A 23,286-nucleotide genomic window follows, 5' to 3' on the forward strand; every position below is an offset into this window, starting at 1 on the left:
TCCCCTGGAGCCTAAGACCCGGAGCAAGAGAATGAAAAAGCTGATTAACCGTGTGGAAGACGTACTGAGTGAACAACTGGCTGGCCTCGCAAAAGCGCACCCGTCGCTGACCCTGCATCAGGATCCGGTGTATGTGACCCGTGCAGATGCCCCCGTTCAGGGCAAAGTCGCGCTGCTTTCCGGCGGTGGCAGCGGGCATGAACCCATGCACTGCGGCTATATTGGTCAGGGCATGCTGTCTGGCGCCTGCCCCGGCGAAATTTTTACCTCCCCAACGCCCGACAAAATGTTTGAATGCGCCATGCAGATTGACGGCGGCGAAGGCGTGCTGCTGATCGTGAAAAACTACACCGGCGATATTCTTAACTTCGAAACCGCCACTGAACTGCTGCACGAAAGTGGCGTGAAAGTCACCACTGTGGTGGTGGATGACGACGTGGCCGTCAAAGACAGTCTCTATACCGCCGGACGACGCGGCGTCGCCAACACCGTGCTGATTGAAAAACTGGTCGGGGCGGCGGCAGAGCGCGGCGATTCCCTGGAAGCGTGTGCGAAACTTGGCCGTAAACTTAATAATCACGGCCATTCGATCGGTATCGCCCTCGCTGCCTGTACGGTTCCGGCCGCCGGTCAGCCCTCTTTCACCCTTGCCGACAATGAAATGGAGTTCGGAGTCGGGATCCACGGCGAGCCCGGCATCGACCGTCGCGCTTTCGTCTCCCTCGATCAGACCGTTGACGAGATGTTCGATACCCTGCTGGAAAACGGCAACTATAGCCGCACGCTGCGCCACTGGGATCCCGCTCAGGGCGTCTGGCAGGAGGATAAGCAAGGCAAACAGCCTTTGCAGCGTGGCGATCGCGTCATCGCGCTGGTCAATAACCTCGGCGCCACGCCGCTTTCTGAACTGTATGGCGTCTATAACCGCCTTGACGAACGCTGCCAGCAGGCGGGTATCGTTATCGAACGTAATTTGATTGGTTCGTACTGTACGTCACTGGATATGACCGGCTTTTCCATCACCCTGTTAAAAGTAGATGACGAGACGCTGGCACTCTGGGACGCACCGGTTCATACCCCAGGCCTGAACTGGGGCAACTAAGGAGAGCGTCATGTCACTGAACAGAGAACAAATTGTGAGTTGGCTTTATCGCTGCGGGGAGATTTTCAGCAAAGAGAGTGATTATCTCACCGGGCTGGATCGCGAGATTGGCGATGCCGACCACGGTTTGAATATGCATCGCGGCTTTAGCAAAGTGGTCGAAAAATTACCGTCCATTGCGGATAAAGATATTGGGTTCATTTTAAAAAATACCGGGATGACGCTGCTGTCAAACGTCGGGGGAGCCAGCGGCCCGCTGTTCGGCACCTTTTTTATCCGCGCCGCGCAGGTCACTCAGGCGCACCAGAGTTTGTCGCTAAATGAACTCTATCACATGATGCGTGAAGGCGCCGATGGCGTGATCAGCCGGGGTAAAGCCGAGCCGGGTGATAAAACGATGTGCGATGTCTGGGTGCCGGTGGCGGAGTCACTGCGCCAGTCGAGCGAACAGAACCTCTCCGTCACCGCCGCGCTGGACGCCGCCGCCGTTCAGGCTGAAGCCGCCGCGCAAAGCACAATTACGATGCAAGCCCGCAAAGGTCGCGCCAGCTATCTGGGCGAGCGCAGCATCGGGCATCAGGATCCGGGCGCAACCTCGGTGATGTTTATGATCCAGATGCTGGCAGCCGCAGCAAAAGAGTAAGGACAGTAAGATGGTAAACCTGGTGATAGTCTCTCACAGCGCCCGCCTCGGTGAGGGGGTGGGCGAACTGGCGCAACAGATGTTAATGGGCGGCGACTGTAAAATCGCCGTTGCCGCCGGTATCGACGATCCGCAAAACCCCATCGGTACCGACCCTATCAAGGTGATGGAGGCGATCGAGTCTGTTGCTGATACCGACCACGTGCTGGTGATGATGGACATCGGCAGTGCCCTGCTCAGTGCGGAAACGGCGCTGGATCTTCTCGACCCGAGCATTGCCGGGAAAGTGCGACTGTGCGCCGCGCCACTGGTTGAAGGGACGCTGGCGGCAACGGTGAGCGCCGCCGCGGGCGCGGATATCGAAAAGGTCATCGCCGATGCGACGAACGCCCTTGAAGCTAAGCGCGAGCAACTGGGTTTACCCTCTTCTGCTGATGAGCGCCGCATGACTCCGGTTTTTAGCGCACCGGACGCAGCGGCAAAATCAGTGTCCGTGGTGATCAAAAACCCTAACGGTTTGCACATTCGTCCGTCGTCCCGGCTTGTGGCAACGCTGTCAGCCTTTGACGCGGATCTGCTGCTGGAAAAAAATGGCAAGTGCGTCACGCCGGATAGCCTTAATCAGATATCGCTGTTGCAGGTTCGCTGTAATGACACGATCCGTCTGCTGGCAAGCGGAGCGCAGGCGGATGACGCGCTGGCCGCATTTAGCCAACTGGCTGCGGAGAACTTCGGTGAATCGCTGGACGATGTCGCAATTACCGCATCGTCGACGGAGAAGATTACGGGCAGCGCGTTCTGTTACACCCCAACGCTGCCGCCGGTTCGACAAGCCTCGGATCTCAGTCCCGTTGCAGAACAGGCGCGACTGCGTAACGCACTGGATCTCACCCTGCTCGATCTGATGACGCTGCTCACCCGCATGGAAGAACACTGGCCTGGTGACCTGGCGGCCATTTTCTCTGGTCACCATATGTTGCTGGACGATCCAGAGCTGTTTGATACCGCCTGCGGGATCCTGCGTAGCGAACACTGTACGGCAGAATATGCCTGGCAGCAGGTGCTGAGCAGCCTCAGCATGCAGTATCGGCAACTGGATGATGCCTATCTGCAGGCGCGCTACATCGATATCGACGATCTCCTGCATCGCACGCTACGTCATTTGCTGCAAAGCCCGCTGACGTTGCCTGATTTCACCGCGCCTGCCATCCTGGTCGCCGACAATCTGTTTCCCTCAACGGTGCCGGAATTCGACCCGAACGTGGTGAAAGGCATTTGCCTGCGTGAAGGCAGTCCGCTCGCGCATGGCGCCTTGATCGCCCGCGAGATGGGCATCGCCTGGATATGCCAGCAGGGCGACGCACTTGACGATGTGCAGACGGGTGAGCGGTTGACCCTTGATGTGGCGCAAAATCGCGTCGTCAGGGAAAGGAAAACCCTGTAACGTCGCAAAAAAAGGAGGGTAACAACGCGCCGGGGGCGATCCTGGACTACGATTTTCTCATGGTAGATACCGTTTTTCGGTACGCACTAAGGAGATGAATCAATGCATACCCCTGCTTTTTGCACGTCTGGTTCGCTGTCGTGGGTCATAAAATTAGCGGTTTCCGGCACCCTTCTGTCCTTCTCTTCACTGTCTGTGCACGCAGAAGAGATGCCGGTTACCCCGCCGCAACCGCCGGATATTTTGCTCGGCCCGCTGTTTAACGATGTGCAGAATGCCAGACTGTTCCCCGATCAAAAGACCTTTGCTGATGCCGTGCCAAACAGCGATCCGCTGATGATCCTTGCGGATTACCGGATGCAAAAAAATCAATCCAGTTTCGATTTACGCCACTTTGTGAGCGTCAACTTCACGTTGCCAAAAGAGGGAGAAAAATATGTTCCGCCGGAAGGACAATCGCTGCGTGAACATATCGACGGGCTGTGGCCAGTATTAACACGCTCTACCGAAAGCGCGGGAAAATGGGATTCGTTGCTGCCGCTACCTGAACCTTACGTGGTACCCGGCGGGCGCTTCCGGGAAGTCTATTACTGGGACAGCTACTTCACCATGTTGGGACTTGCCGAAAGCGATCACTGGGACAAAATTGCCGATATGGTGGCGAACTTTGCCTGGGAGATTGATGCTTTCGGTCATATCCCCAACGGCAACCGCACCTACTATCTGAGCCGTTCCCAGCCCCCCTTCTTCTCCCTGATGGTGGAACTGCTGGCGCAGCATGACGGCGACGATGCGCTGAAAAAATACCTGCCGCAACTGCAAAAAGAGTATATCTACTGGATGGAAGGCGTCGAAACGCTGCAGGCAGGTCAACAGAACAAACGGGTGGTGAAACTGGATGATGGCACCATTTTGAACCGCTACTGGGATGAGCGGGATACGCCACGACCGGAATCCTGGGTTGAGGATATCGCCACGGCAAAAAGCAATCCAAACCGTCCGGCCACCGACATTTATCGCGATCTGCGCGCTGCGGCGGCATCCGGCTGGGATTTCAGTTCGCGCTGGATGGATAACCCACAGCAGCTCGGTACGCTGCGGACCACCAGCATCGTTCCGGTGGATCTTAACGCGCTGCTGTACAAGATGGAAAAAATCCTCGCGCGCGCCAGCAAAGCCGCGGGGGATGAAGCAAAAGCCAGCCAGTACGATTCGCTGGCGAACGCCAGACAGAAAGCGATTGAGCACTACCTGTGGAATGACAAAGAAGGCTGGTATGCGGATTACGATCTGAAGAGCAAGCAGGTGCGTAATCAACTGACCGCTGCCGCCCTGTTCCCACTGTATGTCAACGCGGCCTCGAAAGATCGCGCCAGCAAAATGGCCGTGGCCACTCGCGCGCATCTGCTGCAGCCGGGCGGGCTTGCCACCACCTCGGTGAAAAGCGGACAGCAATGGGATGCGCCAAACGGCTGGGCGCCGTTGCAGTGGGTCGCCACCGAGGGCTTACAGAACTATGGACAGAGTGAGGTGGCAATGGAGGTAAGCTGGCGTTTTCTGACCAACGTGCAGCACACTTACGATCGCGAGCAAAAGCTGGTGGAAAAATATGACGTCAGCAGCACCGGAACCGGCGGTGGCGGCGGTGAATATCCGTTACAGGATGGTTTTGGCTGGAGCAACGGCGTCACGCTGAAGATGCTCGACCTGATCTGTCCGAAGGAAAATCCATGCGACAACGTGCCGGAAAAACGTCCTGTGACTCGCCAGACCTCCACCGAACCGACACAAAAACAGGCAACGCCGTAATAGCCAACGCCTGACCGGCCTGGAAATACCAGGCCGGTTTTCGCTTCACGCAATCAGAAACGGTAGCTTGCCCCGACCTGAACGGTACGATCACGACCAATCCAGCAATTGGTGCTGTCGTAGCAACTGAAGGTTTCTTTGTTGGTGATATTCTGCGCGCTGGCTTTTAACGTCACGCCGCGCAATGAAGGCAGCGCCTCGCCCAACTGATATGACACGGCGAGATCGTACTGCGTTGTGCCTCCGAGTTTACCGCTCTTGTTATCCGGCGCAATTTCCATCGGCCCGGTATAGCGCGCCCCTGCGCCCATTGTTAGCCCGCGCAGTATGGTCGCATCGAAGGTGTAATCGCCCCACAGATTAAACGCATTCTCCGGCACCTGTGTCGGGCGTTTGCCTTCGTATGTTTCGTCTTCAGTATTGATCGCATGAGTATAGGCGTAGTTGGCAACCAACGTGACGTTGTCACCTGGTCGGCTAATCACCGACAGTTCCGCGCCTTTTGATTCGATCTCCCCGGTCTGCCGATAATCCCAGGTTGGCGTGGCGGAAAGAACATTCTTCTGACGGATGTTAAACACGGATGCCGTCAGCGTGGTCGCGTAATCGGCCAGCAGGTATTTCACCCCGCCTTCCAGTTGTTTGCTGGTTGTCGGCTTCACCTCTTTTGACGTCAGCGTGCCCTGCGGTGAAATCGGTTTGAAGCCTTCGGAATAACTGATAAACGGTGAAATACCGTTTTCAAAGGCATAAAGCGCGCCAAAACGTTTGGTCACCCGGTCCTGGGCGATCCAGGTTTTCTCATCATTTTGCAGCGCGTCGGTCGTCGTTGACCGATAGTCGTCGTAACGCAGACTGGCCAACAGATTTAAGCTGCCAAACGCCACCTGATCCTGCAAGTAGTAGCCATTTTGCTGATAAGAAAGGCGGTTTTTCTGTGCGGTGTACAACCCCAGATCGGCAGTATGCACCTGATGGAAATCCGGGTCGCGCATGTCGATTCCCGGCGTGGCGCTGGCGTAACGGTAGAAGTAATGGCTGTCGAGTTTCTGATAATCAAAACCGGCCAGAATATGGTGCTGCCAGTCGCCCAGCGTGACAGTTTTCGTTACCTGGTTGTCAATGTTGAAACTTTTCAGATCTTCATCGGTGGTATAGGCAAAGCGGTTCAGCATCCAGACCGGGTTTGTGCCATTGCCGGTTGAATAGACGCTGCGCTGGTGCGTATCAACATCAAAATAGCGCGCCTGCTGACTGAATCCCCAACCGCTGTCAAATTCATGTTCGAAATGATAACCCACCATCCACTGACGCTGCTTAAAGCCACTCCACTCATCACCGGCGTAATCACGGCGATCGGCATACCCCGAGCGCAAATAGGCAATCGGTAACGGGTTTGACGGCGACAACGACGGTGTATTTTGCACCAGCGCATCCAGCGTCAGGCGCGTTTTGCTGTCTGGTTGCCAGGTGACGGAGGGCGCCAACAGATAGTCTTCATAACGGGTGGTGCGCGGTTGATCGTCGCCCTCCGTCGCCTTGCCCAGCAGACGGTAATTCCAGTCGCTGTCGCTGATTTTGCCGGTGGAATCCAGATAGCCTTCTTTCAGATTTCGCGTACCGGTATTAAAGCCGATCTCCGTTTTTTGTTCAGCCTGCGGTTTTTTGCCCTGAATATTCACCAGTCCTCCTGGCGAACCGCTGCCATACAGCACAGAGGCGGGCCCTTTCAGAATATCGACGCTTTCCACCAGCAGCGGGTCGATACGTGCTTTGGTGTTGCCAGTGACGTTGTACGGCAACTGCAGGCCGTTGTAGTACTCCTGATCGACAGAGAAACCGCGAATCTTGTACTCGCTCAGGTAGGAGGTATTGCCGCGCATTTCTGTCGACACCCCCGGCGCATAGCGCAGGATCTCGTTGACGGAATTCGCATGACGTAACGCGATCTCGTGATTATCGATGGTATTAATCACCTGCGGCGTTTTACTTTCCGGGACAGCAGATTTGGTGGCGCTGTTAGTCCAGGCAGGCAGCAGGCTCTCCTGACCTGTCGCTGAAACGACAATAGTCGATTCGTTGGTGTCCGCCGCATATGACAATGTGGTCAGAGCCAGTGAGATACAGCCAGAAAGCGCGCAAAGTCGAAAACAAGAAGTTGTCATAGTGAGAATAATTATCAGTTTAAATTGGAATGCCAATTATTCTCATTTCAAAGGGTAAATCAAGAGAGGAATTGAAGGGGAATACCATTAAAAACACGGCTCCCGCAGGAGCCGTATTGTTATTAATCGCGGCGTACGAGCCGGTATACCACCAGCACCACAATGGCGCCCACCACAGCGACCAGGAAACTGTGAAGGTTAAAACTACTGATCGTGCCGCCAATACCAAACATGGTCGCCAGCCATCCGCCCACTACAGCACCGACGATGCCGAGTATACAGGTCAGGATGAATCCGCCGCCGTCACGTCCCGGCATGATCAATTTGGCGATAACACCGGCAATCAAACCAAATACAATCCAGGCAATAATTCCCATGTTCAGACCCTCTTTTCAGGGAAACCACACGCAACCGTTTCTTGCGCTTGTCCGTTAAGTATAGGCAACCCCTTGATCCCCGTTGTTTCTGCGAGGCTGAATTATTTGTCTTTGGTAAAAAAAATCACGCGTTTGTATTAAGTTCTCCTGCGTCTTGCCGATAACCGTTCGATAGACTGTCAGGCAGCCAGGAGGCATTCCGCGTGAGTCATTACAATGAGCAGTTCCTGAAGCAAAATCCGTTGGCGGTGTTGGGGGTTCTTCGCGACTTAAACAGCAACCAGGTGCCTTTGCGCGTCTCCTGGTCCGGCGGACAATTCATCAGCAAGATCCTTGACGTCTCGGCCGAAAGACTGGTGATGGATTTTGGCAGTCAGCAAAAAGAAAATCTCGCCGTGCAAAAAGCGCGCAATATTACCTTTACCGCCGAAACCCAGGGCGCGAAGGTCGAGTTTACTCTTGAGCAGTTGCACAGCGGTGAGTATCAGCAGCTTCCCGCCTTTATCACCCCGCTCCCTCCGGCGCTATGGTTTGTGCAACGACGGGAATACTTCCGCATCTGCGCACCGCTCCATCCTCCCTACGGTTGTACGGCACAGATGCCGGATAACAGCACCCTACGTTTTCGTCTGTACGATCTTTCCCTCGGCGGAATGGGTGCTCTGCTGGAAGGCCCGAAACCGTCAGGTCTCACCGAAGGGATGCGTTTTTCGCCGGTGGCATTGGATATGGGGGAATGGGGGATGTTTCACTTTGACGCACAGCTGATTTCCGTCACCGAACGCAAAGTGATTGACGGCAAAAACGAGACCATTTCCACTCCCCGCCTGAGCTTTCGTTTTCTCAACGTCGGCCCGGCGGTGGAGCGGGAACTTCAGCGGATTATCTTTTCCCTTGAGCGCGAAGCGCGCGAAAAATCAAATAAAGTGCGCGACTAATTACATCGCATCCAGCGCGCGCTGCAATTTATAGATGTAGCGCGGCGCCTGAGGCGCAGGATGATTATCCGCGACGTGTTCAACGAACTCATCAGCGCTGAGATCGTTGATTTTGTTAATTGCTTTTTTCCGGTCGGAAGAGAACGTGCGTAGCAGTGCGCCTGCGCCGTTAGCGTAGGAGACGACCAGCGCGTACTGCATCACCTGTGGATCCTCAATGCCGGCGAGCGGGCCAGTCTCCAGAATACTCAGGTAGGCAGCGCCCATTGAGATATTCCGTTCCGGGTTTTTCAGTTCACTGGTCGTAGGCTCGCCGCTCCAGCCCATCCGACGATAGACATCGCGTCCTGAAGTTGACGCTTTTAATTGCATCAACCCTATCGCATTCGATTTGCTGACCGCATTGGGATTCCCGCCTGACTCAATGGCGATAATCGCCGTAATCAATTGTGGGCTAACGCCCCACGCCGCACCGGCTTTTTCACTGATCGGCATCCATTGCATGGCACGTTTTACCGGCACTTCCGCGTTCCACGGGGGATTTTTATAATCTTGTTTTGAACTACAGCCTGCAAGCAGCACAATTAAAAAAGCAAACCATCTCAATTTCACGTCTTCTGTCCTTATCGCCGGAACGCTTTGTTACTAAAACCACCGTTATAAACCGGATAAGCAAAGCACCCTCCGGCAAAACGTTCTACTATAAGCGGCATGATATACATTTGGTTTCTGTTGTAGCAAGGAATTGCCATGTCCCGGTTTCACTTAATTGCCCCCTCGGGCTACTGCATCAATCAGCACGCGGCTTTACTTGGTATCCAGCGCCTTAAAGAGGCCGGTCATCAGGTCGATAATACGGCGGTGGTCAGTCGTCGCCATCAACGCTTTGCGGGTACGGATTCGGAGCGTCTGGCGGACGTGAACGACCTTGTGCATCTCACCGCGCCGGACACCATCGTCATGCCGGTGCGCGGTGGCTATGGAGCGAGCCGTCTACTGCAACACATCGACTGGCAGGCCCTTGCCGCCCGACAACAGCGGGATCCGCTGCTTATTTGCGGACACAGTGATTTTACGGCGATCCAGTGCGGTCTGCTGGCGCTGGGCAATGTCATCACTTTCAGTGGTCCAATGCTGGCGGCGAACGTTGGCGCGCCGGAGCTGAATACCTTTACGCAAACCCATTTCTGGCAGGCATTGCGTCACGCGCAGTACACGGTGGAATGGCAAGGCGATGGTCCGGCCTGTCACACGCAAGGAACGCTGTGGGGCGGTAATCTGGCGATGCTGATTTCGCTCATCGGTACCCCGTGGATGCCCAAAATAGAAAACGGCATTCTGGTACTGGAAGACATTAACGAGCACCCTTTTCGCGTTGAGCGCATGTTATTGCAGTTGGTTGACGCCGGTATATTGAACCGGCAGAGCGCCATTGTGCTGGGCAGTTTCAGCGGTAGCACCCCGAATGAGTATGATGCCGGTTACGATCTTAACACCGTGTATGCGTTTTTACGTGAACGCCTCTCTATTCCCCTGATAACTGGACTCGATTTTGGTCATGAGCCGCGAACCGTTACGCTGGCGTTGGGCGCGCATGCCGTATTGCAAAACAGTCAAAACGGTACACAACTGACGATCTCGGGTCATCCCTTTCTGAAATCATAAAAAAAAACGGCTGCAGGACTAAGTAACGCCCGGATGTAGCCGTTAATATGATAATGTCAATGCACCAAAAAATTCCTGATTGAGGAGTAATCGAACGTTGGACGCCGCGGCAATAATCAGTCTTTTCATTTTGGGGTCCGTCCTCGTTACCAGCAGTATCTTACTCAGTTCATTTTCATCACGCCTTGGCATTCCGATTCTGGTTATCTTCCTGGCCATTGGCATGCTGGCGGGCGTCGATGGCGTCGGCGGCATCCCGTTCGATAATTATCCCTTCGCCTATATGGTCAGTAACCTTGCGCTGGCGATTATTCTGCTCGATGGCGGGATGCGCACGCAGGCCAGTTCGTTTCGCGTCGCGCTGGGCCCGGCGCTTTCTCTGGCGACCGTTGGCGTCCTGATCACCTCCGGGTTAACCGGTATGATTGCCGCCTGGCTGTTTAATCTCGATCTGATTCAGGGTCTGTTGATTGGCGCCATTGTCGGTTCAACAGATGCGGCGGCGGTTTTTTCCCTGCTTGGCGGCAAGGGGCTGAACGAGCGTGTCGGCGCGACGCTGGAAATTGAATCCGGCAGTAATGACCCGATGGCAGTATTTCTGACCATTACGCTGATCGAGATGATTCAGCAACACGAAACCGGCTTAAGCTGGATGTTCGCTGTCCACATTATTCAACAGTTTGGTCTGGGCATCCTGCTTGGGCTGGGCGGCGGCTATCTGCTACAGCAGATGATTAATCGTATCTCTCTGCCCGCCGGACTCTACCCGCTATTAGCCCTGAGCGGCGGGATTCTGGTGTTTGCCCTGACCACGGCGCTGGAAGGCAGCGGGATCCTGGCGGTCTATCTGTGCGGTTTTTTACTGGGCAATCGCCCTATCCGCAACCGCTATGGTATTTTGCAAAACTTCGACGGACTGGCCTGGCTGGCACAGATCGGCATGTTCCTTGTGCTCGGACTGCTGGTGAATCCTTCTGACCTGTTGCCGATTGCTATTCCGGCGCTGATTCTTTCCGCCGGGATGATTTTCATTGCCCGTCCACTCTCTGTATTTATCGGACTGCTGCCGTTCCGCGGTTTTAATCTGCGTGAACGCGTGTTTATTAGCTGGGTGGGTCTGCGCGGTGCGGTACCGATCATTCTTGCCGTCTTTCCGATGATGGCGGGTCTGGAAAATGCCCGTCTGTTCTTTAACGTCGCTTTCTTCGTAGTGCTGGTGTCACTGGTTTTGCAGGGGACGTCGCTCTCCTGGGCGGCGAAAAAGGCGAAGGTGGTGGTACCACCGGTCGGTTGGCCGGTCTCACGCGTGGGTCTGGATATTCATCCGGACAATCCGTGGGAGCAGTTTGTCTATCAGCTCAGTGCCGACAAATGGTGTGTCGGCGCGGCGCTGCGCGATCTGCATATGCCTCAGGAAACGCGTATTGCGGCGCTGTTTCGTGACAATGTGCTGTTTCATCCCACCGGCAGCACTCGTCTGCGTGAAGGCGATGTGCTGTGCGTCATCGGGCGTGAACGCGATCTCCCGGCGCTGGGCAAACTGTTCAGCCAGTCGCCGCCGGTGGCGCTGGATCAGCGCTTCTTCGGCGACTTTATTCTGGAAGCCAACGCCAAGTATGCCGATGTGGCGCTGATTTATGGTCTGGATGACGGAACGGAGTACCGCGATAAGCAGCAAACGCTGGGTGAAATTGTTCAGCAACTGCTGGGTGCCGCCCCGGTCGTCGGCGACCAGGTCGAATTTGCCGGGATGATCTGGACGGTTGCCGAAAAAGAGGATAATCAGGTGCGCAAAGTCGGTGTCCGCGTTGCCGGGGATGAAGACGAAGAATAGTGACTCTGCCGGCACTTATCTGGCCTACTGAGACACCGCGTAGCGTGTGCTGTAGGCCGGATCAGGCGCATCGCGCCGGCATCCGGCAATACCATAAAAGTTACACCGTCACAACAGGAACGCGCAACGCCAGCGAACACATCAGCTCATAACCCACCGTTCCAGCTGATTGCGCCACGTCGTCAATTTTGATCTCTTTGCCCCACAGCTCCACCGGCGTTCCGATGCCCGCCTGCGGGCATGCCGTCAAATCCACCGCCAACATATCCATTGACACTGTCCCCACCGTCGTGGTCCGGACACCGTCCACCAGCACCGGCGTGCCGCTAGGCGCATGGCGCGGATAGCCATCCGCATAGCCAGCCGCCACGATGCCAATGCGTTGCTCGCCTCTGGCGGTATAACGTCCGCCATAGCCGACGCGGTCTCCCGCTTTTAGTGTCTGTACACCAATGATTTCGCTGCTCAGCGTCATCACTGGCTTCAGTCCGGTATTGGCGATATCGCGCCACTGACCTGACGGCGAAGCGCCATAGAGAATAATGCCCGGGCGTACCCAGTCAAAATGTGCATCAGGATGCCACAGCGTGGCCGCGGAGTTTGACAGCGAACGCCGGCAATCCAGCCCTTCCGCAGCCTGCTCGATGCGCGCCATTGCATTGTGGATCCCGTCAGGGTGCTCAGCGTCGGCAAAATGCGACATCAGCGTCATTTCACCGACGTTCGGCATCGCGCGCAGTTGCTGCCAGACGGTTTGCAGCCGTTCCGGCTGGAATCCCAGGCGGTTCATGCCGCTGTTAACCTTCACATAGACATCCAGCGGCGCCTTAAGCTTCGCATTCTGGATCGCTTTGAGCTGCCAGTTGCTGTGCACGCAGGTGGTCAGACGCCAGGTGTCATACCGTTCCAGATCTTCAGCGTGGAAAAAACCTTCCAGCATCAGGATCGGCCCTTTCCAGCCGCGCTCACGCAGGGTGACCGCCTCTTCCAGATTCAACAGGGCAAAACCGTCGGTGTTGCCCAGCGCACTCCAGATACGTTCTATGCCGTGTCCATAAGCATTGGCTTTCACCACTGACCAGACGCGGGCGTCCGGTGCGGCCTGACGCACAATGCTCAGGTTTTGTTTCATCGCCTGCAGGTCAAGGCTGGCCAGTATAGGGCGGGTCATCTCTCGTCCTTCTTAGTTATGTGCGCCGTGCAGATGTTGGGGACGTGAAGGCGTAAAGCCTGCGTGGTAGCGCGCCACGCTCAAATCGTCATACGGAATGGCGGGCGTGCGACCTGACAATATATCGCTCAGCAACTGCCCTGAACCACAGGCCATCGTCCATCCCAGCGTACCGTGTCCGGTATTTAACAACAGATTTTTGAAGCGGGTACGTCCCACAACGGGCGTACCGTCCGGCGTCATTGGCCGCAGACCGGTCCAGAATGTCGCCTGCTCAACATGCCCCCCGCGCGGGTAGAGATCGCGCACCACCATCTCAAGCGTTTCCCGACGCGGCTGGAGCAGTTCGGTATTGAAACCGACAATTTCCGCCATCCCCCCCACGCGGATGCGCTGGTCAAAACGGGTAATGGCGATTTTGTAAGTTTCATCAAGAATAGTCGAAACCGGCGCGCCGTCCTCTTCCGCCACCGGAATCGTCAGCGAATAGCCTTTCAGCGGATAGACCGGAATATCGACAATCCCTTTCAGCATCGCCGTGGAGTAAGACCCCATCGCCATGACGTACGCATCAGCTTTAACGATCTCATCACCACATTTCACGCCGTAAATCTGTTCGCCTTCGCAGAGCAGTTTATCCACCGGTGTGTTGAAGCGGAATTTGACGCCCGCCTGTTCGGCCATCTGCGCCAGACGCTGGGTAAAGAGCTGGCAGTCGCCGGTTTCGTCATTCGGCAGACGCAAGCCACCGGTCAGTTTGTGCGCCACTTCCGCCAGCGCCGGCTCGACTTCCGCCAGTCGACTGGCTTCCAGCAACTGATACGGCACACCGGCGTCTTCCAGCACAGCGATGTCGCGCGTGGCGTTCTCATACTGCTGCGCGGTACGGAACAGTTGCAGCGTCCCGCCCTGCCGCCCTTCATACTGGATACCGGTCGACGCACGTAGCGCTTTCAGGCAATCACGGCTGTATTCCGCCAGACGTACCATCCGCCCTTTGTTTTCCATGTAGTGGCTGGTGTCGCAGTTGCGCAGCATCTGCCACATCCACTTTAACTGGAACTGTGTCCCGTCAAGACGAACGGCCAGCGGCGCATGGCGCTGGAACATCCATTTAATCGCTTTCAGCGGTACACCCGGCGCAGCCCAGGGCGCGGCATAGCCCGGAGAGATCTGCCCCGCATTCGCCGCGCTGGTCTCCAGCGCCGGGCCGGGTTCACGATCGATGACGGTAACATCATGTCCAGCCTGACTCAGATACCAGGCGCTGGTCACGCCAACGACGCCACTTCCCAGTATGACAACTCGCATAGCCACTCCGTTAACAGTAACAGTAAAAGAACAATCATCTAATTACATCTTGATAACCCAGATGAAAATATTATTCAACATATGGCTTTTTTATGGTGACACATCTCACATATAGCAGGTAGAACAGTGAACTCTCTGCTTTGGTATCTCCTGCTGTGGGTTATTTTTATCCAGCAGAAAATATCGTGACTACCCCGTAATCTGGCGAGTCGACCAGCGGAAATCGCAAAGAAAATATTTCTTCACTGACACGGTTTTTAACCGGGTGTTCTATGCTTGAAATGAGGTGCTCCACACAGAGAGTGCCGCCAACAATGAGGGTGCGCGAATGGCTACGATTGATTCCATGAACAAGGACACCACACGCTTGAGCGATGGACCCGACTGGACGTTTGATCTGCTGGATGTCTACCTGGCGGAAATAGATCGGGTGGCGAAACTCTACAGACTGGATACCTACCCGCACCAGATTGAGGTCATTACCTCCGAGCAGATGATGGATGCATATTCCAGCGTCGGAATGCCGATTAACTATCCTCACTGGTCGTTTGGTAAAAAATTCATCGAGACCGAACGACTGTATAAGCACGGTCAGCAAGGGCTGGCCTATGAGATTGTGATCAACTCCAACCCGTGTATTGCATACCTGATGGAGGAGAACACCATTACCATGCAGGCGCTGGTGATGGCGCACGCCTGTTACGGACATAACTCGTTCTTCAAAAATAACTATCTGTTCCGCAGCTGGACTGATGCCAGCTCCATTGTTGATTACCTGATCTTCGCGCGTAATTACATCACTCAGTGCGAAGAGCGATACGGCGTGGACGAGGTTGAGCGATTGCTCGACTCCTGCCACGCGCTGATGAACTACGGCGTTGATCGCTATAAACGCCCGCAGAAAATCTCCCTCCAGGAGGAGAAGGCCCGCCAACAGAGTCGTGAAGAGTATCTGCAAAGCCAGGTGAACATGCTGTGGCGTACCCTGCCGAAAAAAGAGGAAGAGAAGACGATTGCCGAAGCGCGGCGCTATCCCTCAGAACCGCAGGAAAATCTGCTCTACTTTATGGAAAAAAATGCCCCGCTGCTGGAGTCATGGCAGCGCGAGATCCTGCGCATCGTGCGCAAAGTCAGTCAGTATTTTTATCCGCAAAAACAGACGCAGGTGATGAATGAGGGCTGGGCCACGTTCTGGCATTACACCATCCTGAACCACCTGTATGACGAGGGGAAAGTCACCGAACGTTTTATGCTGGAGTTTTTACACAGCCATACCAACGTGGTGTTCCAGCCGCCTTATAACAGCCCGTGGTACAGCGGCATAAACCCTTACGCACTGGGTTTCGCTATGTTCCAGGACATCAAGCGCATCTGCCAGTCGCCGACGGAAGAAGATAAGTACTGGTTCCCGGATATCGCCGGTTCCGACTGGCTGGAAACGCTGCATTTTGCCATGCGCGACTTCAAAGATGAGAGCTTCATCAGCCAGTTCCTGTCGCCGAAGGTGATGCGCGATTTTCGCCTCTTTACGGTGCTGGATGACGATCGGCATAACTATCTGGAAATCTCTGCCATTCATAACGAAGAAGGCTACCGCGAAATCCGCAACCGCCTCTCGTCGCAATATAATCTGAGCAACGTAGAGCCGAATATTCAGGTCTGGAACGTGGATCTGCGGGGCGATCGTTCCCTAACCCTGCGTTATATTCCGCACAATCGCGCGCCGCTGGATAAAGGCCGCAAAGAGGTGCTCAAGCATGTGCATCGGCTGTGGGGATTTGATGTGTTGCTGGAACAGCAAAACGAGGACGGAAGCGTGGAACTGCTGGAGCGCTGCCCCCCCAGAATGAACAGCCTGTAAACAAAAACCCCCTCATCGTGAGGGGGTTCGTTTTTAGCGGCCCTGAATGGCTAAATCGCCAGGCAGGTTTTTCTGCATCCGGTGCCAAATCTCGCCGCTGTCGTGACCGTAACGACGCACCGTTTCGTATACCTGATCGTGCGCGCCCTGCAGGCACAGTTGCGACAGCTTATGGTAGAAACCCAGCGCCAGGCTGCGCGCTTCCGGATTGGCAAAATAGTGACGACCAATGCGGGTATACAACCCTTTCATGCCGTTCAGGATCAGACCATAAATCGGGTTGCCGGAGGCAAATGCCAGACCACGGAAAATGTTGTAATCGAGATCGGCAAACGCATCGGCGTGATCGGCCACTTCCTGCGCGGTCGCCAGCACTTCCTGCGCTTTGTCAGGATGCTGACGAAACGCGGTACGAATGAAGATGGTGGAGATGTTGGTCCGCACCGACAGCAGATTGTCGATCAACTGCGGGACGCTTTCGTGATCGAGACGCGCCAGCGTTTCAAGAATATTCAGTCCGGAGGTTTCCCAGAAATTATTCACCTTCGTCGGTTTGCCATGCTGAATGGTCAACCAACCGTCTCGCGCCAGGCGCTGCAGCACTTCACGTAAAGTGGTACGTGTCACCCCAATCAGTTCGGAGAGTTCTCGTTCTGCAGGCAAGATAGTGCCAGGAGGGAAGCGGTTATTCCAGATACTTTCAATGATGTACTCTTCCGCGAAACCCGCCGGGCTCTGCGCCTTAATGACCATAGTGAGATTTCCATTACACAGCAAAACATAGTTACACTCATCATACCAGACGGGTTACATGCCCGATAGGAGACACAACGAAGAAAAAGTGGATCAAGGCTTCATTTTCTTGATAACGCTGGCTGTCTGGGGTGAAAGGCTTGCCTGCATTCAGACTGACCGTTACTCTTTGTCGCTAACCATAAAAACATCATTTCAATAAATAAGGTAAGGGAAACCATAATGGAACTCTCATGGGGCCGCGCGCTCTGGCGCAACTTTTTAGGCCAGTCGCCAGACTGGTACAAGCTTGCGCTACTGATCTTCCTGATAGTTAATCCACTGATTTTCATCATCAACCCGTTTGTTGCGGGCTGGTTGTTGGTGGCGGAATTCATCTTCACGCTGGCGATGGCGCTGAAGTGTTATCCACTGCTACCGGGCGGTTTGTTAGCCATTGAAGCAGTTATCATCGGGATGACCAGCGCCGCGCATGTTCGCGAAGAGGTGGCAAACAATCTGGAAGTTTTACTGCTGCTGATGTTCATGGTCGCGGGCATCTATTTTATGAAGCAGCTGTTGCTGTTTATTTTTACCCGGCTGCTGCTGAGCATTCGTTCTAAAATGCTGCTGTCGCTGGCGTTTTGTGTGGCGGCGGCCTTCCTTTCCGCCTTCCTTGACGCACTGACCGTGGTAGCGGTAGTGATCAGCGTCGCCGTCGGGTTCTACGGCATTTATCACCGCGTGGCCTCTTCCCGCGGCGATGATAGCGACATCCTGGATGACAGTCACATTGATCAACACTACAAAACAGTGCTTGAGCAATTCCGCGGCTTTTTGCGCAGTCTGATGATGCATGCCGGGGTGGGTACCGCTCTGGGCGGCGTGATGACGATGGTGGGCGAGCCGCAGAACCTGATCATCGCCAAAGCCGCTGGCTGGCACTTTGGCGACTTCTTCCTGCGGATGTCGCCTGTTACCGTTCCGGTACTGATTTGCGGCCTGCTCACCTGTGTACTGGTTGAGAAACTGCGCTGGTTTGGCTATGGCGAAACACTGCCGGAAAAAGTGCGTGACGTATTGCAGCAGTTTGACGATCAGAGCCGCCATCAGCGTTCACGTCAGGACAGAGTAAAACTGATTGTGCAGGCGATTATCGGCGTCTGGCTGGTGATTGCCCTGGCGCTGCATCTGGCGGAAGTGGGACTGATTGGCCTCTCCGTGATTATCCTCGCAACGTCGCTGACCGGCGTGACGGATGAACATGCCATTGGCAAGGCGTTCACCGAATCTCTGCCATTCACCGCGCTGCTGACGGTCTTTTTCTCCATTGTCGCGGTGATTATCGACCAGCATCTCTTTTCGCCGATTATTCAGTACGTATTGCAAGCCTCAGAGCACGCGCAACTGACGCTGTTCTATCTCTTCAACGGCCTGCTCTCGTCGATCTCGGATAATGTTTTCGTCGGTACTATCTACATTAACGAGGCCAAAGCGGCCATGGAAAGTGGTGCGATCTCCCTGCAGCAATACGAGCTGTTAGCCGTTGCGATCAACACCGGGACAAACCTGCCATCCGTGGCGACGCCGAACGGTCAGGCGGCATTCCTGTTCCTGCTCACCTCCGCACTGGCACCGCTGATTCGCCTCTCCTATGGTCGGATGGTCTGGATGGCTCTGCCCTATACCATCGTGCTGACGCTAGTCGGCCTGCTGTGCGTCGAGTTTACCCTGACGCCAATGACCGAGTGGATGATGCAAACCGGTTGGTTAGCTACACTTTCATAACAACTAACCGGGCATTTCACTGCCCGGTTTGCCTTTTTGCGTGATATTTCTCCAATTACACAATATTTGAGTTTCTCCTGGTGGCGCGGTAATCGAATTGGTTTACACTGCCGTGTCTACGCATGTTGCAGGGAAATTATTATGTTGCGATATTTGAACCAGTGCTCACGGGGTCGGGGCGCGTGGTTATTGATGGCTTTTACTGCCTTAGCGCTTGAACTGGTCGCGCTGTGGTTTCAGCACGTTATGCTGCTTAAGCCGTGCGTACTGTGCATCTACGAACGCTGTGCGCTGTTTGGCGTCATGGGGGCCGGTCTGGTTGGGGCTATTGCGCCTAAAACACCGTTGCGCTATGTGGCGTTGATTATCTGGATCTACAGTGCCTGGCGTGGGGTTCAACTGACATGGGAACATACCATGATCCAGTTACACCCTTCCCCGTTCATGACCTGTGATTTCATGGCTCGCTTCCCTGCCTGGTTGCCACTGGACAAATGGTTACCACAGGTGTTTGTTGCCTCTGGTGATTGCGCCGAGCGTCAGTGGGAATTTTTATCTCTGGAAATGCCGCAATGGCTATTAGGCATTTTCGTTGCCTATCTGGTCGTCGCGGTTCTGGTGCTGATTGCTCAGCCGCTTAAACCGAAAAGACGCGATCTGTTCGGTCGTTAATCTCAGACGCTCCCAGCCGGGAGCGTGAGAGCGATGACAAACTTCATCCCGATACCGGACAAGCAAAGTTCACCTCATTAAAAACCCGGAAAACAATTCATCGATTTTCGGCTGATAACCACAAAGAAGGAAAAACCACGTCTTTTCCTTCTTTGTCAGCAGTCTGACGCTCCCAACCGGGAGCGTTTTTTTTGCCGTTAGCCTGAAATCAGACCGGGCGGTTTAGTCCGCCCATGACGGTTTGTTGAGAATATGGTCCTGCCAGTCATGGACTTCTGACTCTCTTACCGCAATGTGACGCACCGAAATTCGCTCGCCGTGCATTGCCGCTTTCGACCCCGTCAGCAGCGGGTGCCATTCAGGCAGTCCTTTCCCTTCCGCCAGCAGACGATAGGCGCAGGTCATCGGCAACCATTCAAAGGTGGGCAGGTTATCACGCGTTAGCTTGATACAGTCAGGCTCGTACTCGAACCGACGTTCGTAATTGCGACACTGGCAGGTTTTGATGTTGAGCTGGCGGCAGGCGACGTTGGTGAAATAAATCTCGTCGGTATCCTCGTCCATCAGCTTATGCAGGCAGCACTGACCGCAGCCATCACATAACGACTCCCATTCGGCATCGGTCATTTCATCCAGGGTTTTACGTTGCCAGAAAGGTAAATCGCTCATCAGGGTATCCGCCATTGCTATAAAGCTGCACCTTATAACCAGTCTGGCACGTTGATGCAAGTTTTGCCGCCTAAAAAGGCGGCAAGCAGGCGTTACAGGACGCGGGTTGTCAGGGTGTGACCGTTAAAATTGACCACCAGCTCGTCGCCGCTGGCGAGCGGTCCGACGCCTTCCGGGGTGCCGGTCAGCACGACGTCACCCGCTTTGAGGGTAAAGAATTTGCTCATATAGGCGATTAAGGGGACGATTTTATGGATCATATCCGCCGTTGTACCCTGCTGGCGAACCTCGCCATTGACCGTCAGACCCAGCGGCGTCGCCTGCGGATCGCCGTTAAATTCTGCGACCGGAATGAATCCGGATAACGGGCATGAATTATCAAATCCTTTTGCCTTCTCCCAGGGCTGCCCGGCCTTCTTCATTTTGCCCTGGATATCACGCAGCGTCAGATCGAGCGCCACGCCATATCCAGCGATAGCCTTACGAACATGCTCTTCGGTCGCCTGACGCAGCGTCGCGCCGATCAATACCGCCAGTTCGACTTCATGGTGCACCGAGCCCATATCCGTCGGAATGACCAGCGGTTGGCGCAAATCACACAGGGCGGTTTCCGGTTTGATAAACAGCACCGGCTCATCCGGCGTGACGCTGCCCATTTCCTTGATGTGGTTGGCGTAGTTGCTCCCCACGCACACCACTTTGCTTACCGGGTAGTCAAGCAGCGCACCCTGCCAGTTATGATGTTGATACATTCATTTTCCCCTAATTTGTCATCGTTGACTTCAGGAATGGCACCGACAGGTATGACGCCGGGTACCGTTTATTTATCGGTTTCTGGATTGTTTTGTGAGGCGTTGAAACGATGTTGCTTCAATAAATCTTCGGGTGGCGGAGGCAGTTGTAAATAATATCCCTGCTCCGTTAAGGCTTGTTTTACTTTATCCAGCGAGGCGTTGACTAACTTTTTGCTACCATCTAACGGCAATATCATTGCCAGCTGTGGTTGACCAAATCCTTTCATCAGTTCTTCAGGCACACGTGAGAAATCGTCTTTTTTTTCGACATACAAATAGGTCTGGTCACGCTTAGCACTTCTGTAGATCACACAAAACATACATTTTACTCTGAATTAAACGGATGGCGACTTGCCTCAATATAATAGTGACTATAACATGCCTTCTGGACTTCGGAATATCACTCCACATCGGGGATGATAAATAGCAAATTGAGTAAGGCCAGGATGTCAAACACGCCCATCGAACTTAAAGGCAGTAGCTTCACCTTATCAGTGGTTCATTTACATGAAGCAGAACCCGAGGTTATTCGTCAGGCGTTAGAAGACAAAATCGCTCAGGCTCCTGCTTTTTTAAAACATGCTCCTGTGGTAGTGAATGTCAGTAGCCTTGATGCGCCGGTAAACTGGCCGCAGTTGCAGAAGGTGGTGGCGTCGACGGGATTGCGTATTGTTGGCGTCAGCGGTTGTAAAGATGCCCGGCTCAAAGCTGAAATCGACAAAATGGGCCTTCCTTTACTCACTGAAGGTAAAGAGAAAATGGCGCGTTCCGCTCCGGCTGAACCCGTTGCTCCCGCCGCTGTAGTGCAAAACGCTACTCCCGTCACAAAAACGCGATTTATTGATATACCCGTTCGTTCCGGTCAACGCATTTATGCACCACAATGTGATCTGATTGTTACAAGTCACGTCAGTGCTGGCGCTGAGCTGATCGCCGATGGCAATATTCATGTCTATGGCATGATGAGAGGCCGCGCGCTGGCAGGGGCAAGTGGTGACCGGGATGCGCAAATTTTTTGTACCCATCTGACGGCAGAACTGGTGTCTATCGCAGGTGTTTACTGGCTGAGTGATAAAATCCCAGCAGAATTTTATGGCAAAGCGGCACGTCTGCAGTTAGCAGATAACGCTTTGACAGTTCAACCGTTGAATTGATCCCTTTTTAACAAGGAATTTCTATGGCACGCATTATTGTAGTTACTTCGGGTAAAGGGGGCGTTGGCAAGACCACCTCCAGCGCGGCCATCGCTACTGGTTTGGCCCAGAAGGGAAAGAAAACTGTCGTTATTGATTTTGATATCGGCCTGCGTAACCTCGATCTGATCATGGGGTGTGAGCGTCGGGTTGTTTATGATTTCGTCAACGTCATTCAGGGTGATGCTTCACTCAATCAGGCGCTCATCAAGGACAAGCGCACTGAGAATCTCTTTATTCTTCCGGCCTCTCAGACGCGCGATAAAGACGCATTAACGCGTGAAGGCGTGGCAAAGGTTCTCGACGATCTGAAAGCAATGGATTTCGAGTTTATCGTTTGCGACTCCCCTGCGGGGATTGAAACTGGCGCGCTGATGGCGCTCTATTTCGCTGACGAAGCGATTATCACCACCAACCCGGAAGTCTCCTCGGTACGCGACTCTGACCGTATCCTGGGTATCCTGGCGTCTAAATCGCGCCGTGCCGAAAACGGTGAAGATCCGATTAAAGAACATCTGCTGTTGACGCGCTACAATCCAGGCCGTGTTAACCGTGGCGACATGCTCAGTATGGAAGATGTGCTGGAGATCCTGCGCATTAAACTCGTCGGAGTTATCCCGGAAGATCAGTCTGTTCTGCGCGCCTCTAACCAGGGCGAACCGGTCATTCTGGACATCAATGCAGACGCAGGTAAAGCGTATGCCGATACGGTAGATCGTCTGTTGGGAGAAGAACGTCCTTTCCGCTTCATTGACGAAGAGAAGAAAGGTTTCCTCAAACGCCTGTTCGGAGGATAAGTTATGGCATTACTGGATTTTTTTCTCTCGCGGAAAAAGAGTACAGCGAACATCGCGAAAGAGCGATTGCAGATTATCGTTGCTGAGCGTCGTCGTAGTGACGCTGAGCCGCATTATTTACCGCAGTTGCGTAAAGATATTCTTGAGGTCATTTGTAAGTATGTACAAATTGATCCGGAAATGGTCACCGTTCAGCTTGAACAAAAGGACGGCGATATTTCCATTCTCGAACTTAACGTTACATTGCCGGAAGCTGAAGAGTTGAAATAAACGCTCTTCTCAGATAATTCCTGATAAAAAAAGGCAGAGCAATCTGCCTTT

General features: G+C 54.2%; 22 protein-coding genes. 13 read left to right on the forward strand and 9 right to left on the reverse strand.

Features of this window, described 5'->3' with window-relative positions; genetic code table 11:
* The first annotated feature begins 31 nt into the window (after window positions 1-31).
* The 4 genes from dhaK to AOY24_RS05235 all read left to right on the forward strand — a co-directional run bounded on the left by dhaK (window position 32) and on the right by AOY24_RS05235 (window position 4,998).
* On the forward strand, window positions 32-1,102 hold the full coding sequence (dhaK, locus tag AOY24_RS05220; protein ID WP_054176269.1) for a dihydroxyacetone kinase subunit DhaK: 1,071 nt from the start codon (window positions 32-34) through the stop codon (window positions 1,100-1,102).
* Between the two features lie 10 nt (window positions 1,103-1,112).
* Window positions 1,113-1,745: a dihydroxyacetone kinase subunit DhaL gene (gene dhaL / locus AOY24_RS05225; RefSeq protein WP_044257671.1), complete on the forward strand. Its 633-nt coding sequence runs from the start codon at window positions 1,113-1,115 to the stop codon at window positions 1,743-1,745.
* Window positions 1,746-1,755: 10 nt separating this feature from the next.
* Complete coding sequence (gene dhaM / locus AOY24_RS05230) at window positions 1,756-3,189, forward strand: dihydroxyacetone kinase phosphoryl donor subunit DhaM (protein WP_054176270.1); 1,434 nt, start codon at window positions 1,756-1,758, stop codon at window positions 3,187-3,189.
* Between the two features lie 102 nt (window positions 3,190-3,291).
* The gene (locus AOY24_RS05235; RefSeq protein WP_054176271.1) at window positions 3,292-4,998 is read left to right on the forward strand and encodes an alpha,alpha-trehalase; all 1,707 of its coding nucleotides are present in this window, start codon (window positions 3,292-3,294) and stop codon (window positions 4,996-4,998) included.
* 53 nt (window positions 4,999-5,051) lie between these two features.
* On the opposite strand, the gene AOY24_RS05240 is transcribed toward AOY24_RS05235, so the two are convergent.
* Window positions 5,052-7,163: a TonB-dependent siderophore receptor gene (locus AOY24_RS05240; protein WP_054176354.1), complete on the reverse strand. Its 2,112-nt coding sequence runs from the start codon at window positions 7,161-7,163 to the stop codon at window positions 5,052-5,054.
* A gap of 122 nt (window positions 7,164-7,285) precedes the next feature.
* Window positions 7,286-7,540 carry a GlsB/YeaQ/YmgE family stress response membrane protein gene (locus AOY24_RS05245; RefSeq protein WP_054176272.1) on the reverse strand — a complete coding sequence of 85 codons (255 nt, stop codon included), beginning with the start codon at window positions 7,538-7,540 and terminating at the stop codon, window positions 7,286-7,288.
* Window positions 7,541-7,743: 203 nt separating this feature from the next.
* On the opposite strand from AOY24_RS05245, the gene AOY24_RS05250 reads away from it, so the two are divergent.
* Entirely contained in the window at window positions 7,744-8,478 is a 735-nt protein-coding gene (locus AOY24_RS05250) for a flagellar brake protein (RefSeq protein WP_054176273.1), read from the forward strand.
* On the opposite strand, the gene emtA is transcribed toward AOY24_RS05250, so the two are convergent.
* On the reverse strand, window positions 8,479-9,090 hold the full coding sequence (gene emtA, locus AOY24_RS05255) for a membrane-bound lytic murein transglycosylase EmtA (RefSeq protein WP_042318553.1): 612 nt from the start codon (window positions 9,088-9,090) through the stop codon (window positions 8,479-8,481).
* 138 nt (window positions 9,091-9,228) lie between these two features.
* Between emtA and ldcA the strand changes: the two genes are divergently transcribed.
* Together ldcA and AOY24_RS05265 are read left to right on the forward strand one after the other, a co-directional pair.
* Entirely contained in the window at window positions 9,229-10,143 is a 915-nt protein-coding gene (gene ldcA / locus AOY24_RS05260) for a muramoyltetrapeptide carboxypeptidase (protein ID WP_043000447.1), read from the forward strand.
* 97 nt (window positions 10,144-10,240) lie between these two features.
* Complete coding sequence (locus tag AOY24_RS05265; protein WP_043000446.1) at window positions 10,241-11,977, forward strand: potassium/proton antiporter; 1,737 nt, start codon at window positions 10,241-10,243, stop codon at window positions 11,975-11,977.
* 100 nt (window positions 11,978-12,077) lie between these two features.
* On the opposite strand, the gene dadX is transcribed toward AOY24_RS05265, so the two are convergent.
* Window positions 12,078-13,148 carry a catabolic alanine racemase DadX gene (gene dadX / locus AOY24_RS05270; RefSeq protein ID WP_054176274.1) on the reverse strand — a complete coding sequence of 357 codons (1,071 nt, stop codon included), beginning with the start codon at window positions 13,146-13,148 and terminating at the stop codon, window positions 12,078-12,080.
* A gap of 12 nt (window positions 13,149-13,160) precedes the next feature.
* Window positions 13,161-14,459 (reverse strand): D-amino acid dehydrogenase, encoded by a 1,299-nt coding sequence (locus tag AOY24_RS05275; protein WP_044257663.1) that lies wholly within the window; start codon window positions 14,457-14,459, stop codon window positions 13,161-13,163.
* 328 nt (window positions 14,460-14,787) lie between these two features.
* On the opposite strand from AOY24_RS05275, the gene AOY24_RS05280 reads away from it, so the two are divergent.
* Complete coding sequence (locus AOY24_RS05280) at window positions 14,788-16,320, forward strand: SpoVR family protein (protein ID WP_043000443.1); 1,533 nt, start codon at window positions 14,788-14,790, stop codon at window positions 16,318-16,320.
* Window positions 16,321-16,353: 33 nt separating this feature from the next.
* Here AOY24_RS05280 and fadR read toward each other — a convergent pair whose 3' ends face one another.
* A complete protein-coding gene (gene fadR, locus AOY24_RS05285; protein ID WP_042318544.1) occupies window positions 16,354-17,073 on the reverse strand; it encodes a fatty acid metabolism transcriptional regulator FadR in 720 nt (239 codons plus the stop codon).
* A 222-nt stretch (window positions 17,074-17,295) separates the two neighbouring features.
* On the opposite strand from fadR, the gene nhaB reads away from it, so the two are divergent.
* Window positions 17,296-18,840, forward strand: coding sequence for a Na(+)/H(+) antiporter NhaB (gene nhaB / locus AOY24_RS05290; protein WP_043000442.1), 1,545 nt, complete (start codon window positions 17,296-17,298; stop codon window positions 18,838-18,840).
* A 141-nt stretch (window positions 18,841-18,981) separates the two neighbouring features.
* Window positions 18,982-19,512, forward strand: a complete 531-nt coding sequence (gene dsbB, locus AOY24_RS05295; RefSeq protein WP_043000441.1) for a disulfide bond formation protein DsbB — start codon at window positions 18,982-18,984, stop codon at window positions 19,510-19,512.
* A 222-nt stretch (window positions 19,513-19,734) separates the two neighbouring features.
* On the opposite strand, the gene AOY24_RS05300 is transcribed toward dsbB, so the two are convergent.
* From AOY24_RS05300 to AOY24_RS05310, 3 genes are all read right to left on the reverse strand, one after another.
* A complete protein-coding gene (locus AOY24_RS05300) occupies window positions 19,735-20,181 on the reverse strand; it encodes a YcgN family cysteine cluster protein (RefSeq protein ID WP_042318693.1) in 447 nt (148 codons plus the stop codon).
* A 92-nt stretch (window positions 20,182-20,273) separates the two neighbouring features.
* Complete coding sequence (locus tag AOY24_RS05305; protein WP_044257661.1) at window positions 20,274-20,933, reverse strand: fumarylacetoacetate hydrolase family protein; 660 nt, start codon at window positions 20,931-20,933, stop codon at window positions 20,274-20,276.
* Between the two features lie 68 nt (window positions 20,934-21,001).
* A complete protein-coding gene (locus tag AOY24_RS05310; RefSeq protein ID WP_043000439.1) occupies window positions 21,002-21,295 on the reverse strand; it encodes a YcgL domain-containing protein in 294 nt (97 codons plus the stop codon).
* Between the two features lie 126 nt (window positions 21,296-21,421).
* On the opposite strand from AOY24_RS05310, the gene minC reads away from it, so the two are divergent.
* The 3 genes from minC to minE are packed head-to-tail and all read left to right on the forward strand — an operon-like array spanning window position 21,422 to window position 23,235.
* Complete coding sequence (minC, locus tag AOY24_RS05315) at window positions 21,422-22,129, forward strand: septum site-determining protein MinC (protein WP_043000438.1); 708 nt, start codon at window positions 21,422-21,424, stop codon at window positions 22,127-22,129.
* A gap of 23 nt (window positions 22,130-22,152) precedes the next feature.
* A complete protein-coding gene (minD, locus tag AOY24_RS05320; RefSeq protein ID WP_043000437.1) occupies window positions 22,153-22,965 on the forward strand; it encodes a septum site-determining protein MinD in 813 nt (270 codons plus the stop codon).
* 3 nt (window positions 22,966-22,968) lie between these two features.
* Complete coding sequence (gene minE, locus AOY24_RS05325) at window positions 22,969-23,235, forward strand: cell division topological specificity factor MinE (protein ID WP_043000436.1); 267 nt, start codon at window positions 22,969-22,971, stop codon at window positions 23,233-23,235.
* Window positions 23,236-23,286 lie beyond the last annotated feature (51 nt).

Source organism: Citrobacter sp. CtB7.12 (assembly GCF_001297795.1).
Classification (GTDB): domain Bacteria; phylum Pseudomonadota; class Gammaproteobacteria; order Enterobacterales; family Enterobacteriaceae; genus Citrobacter_A; species Citrobacter_A amalonaticus.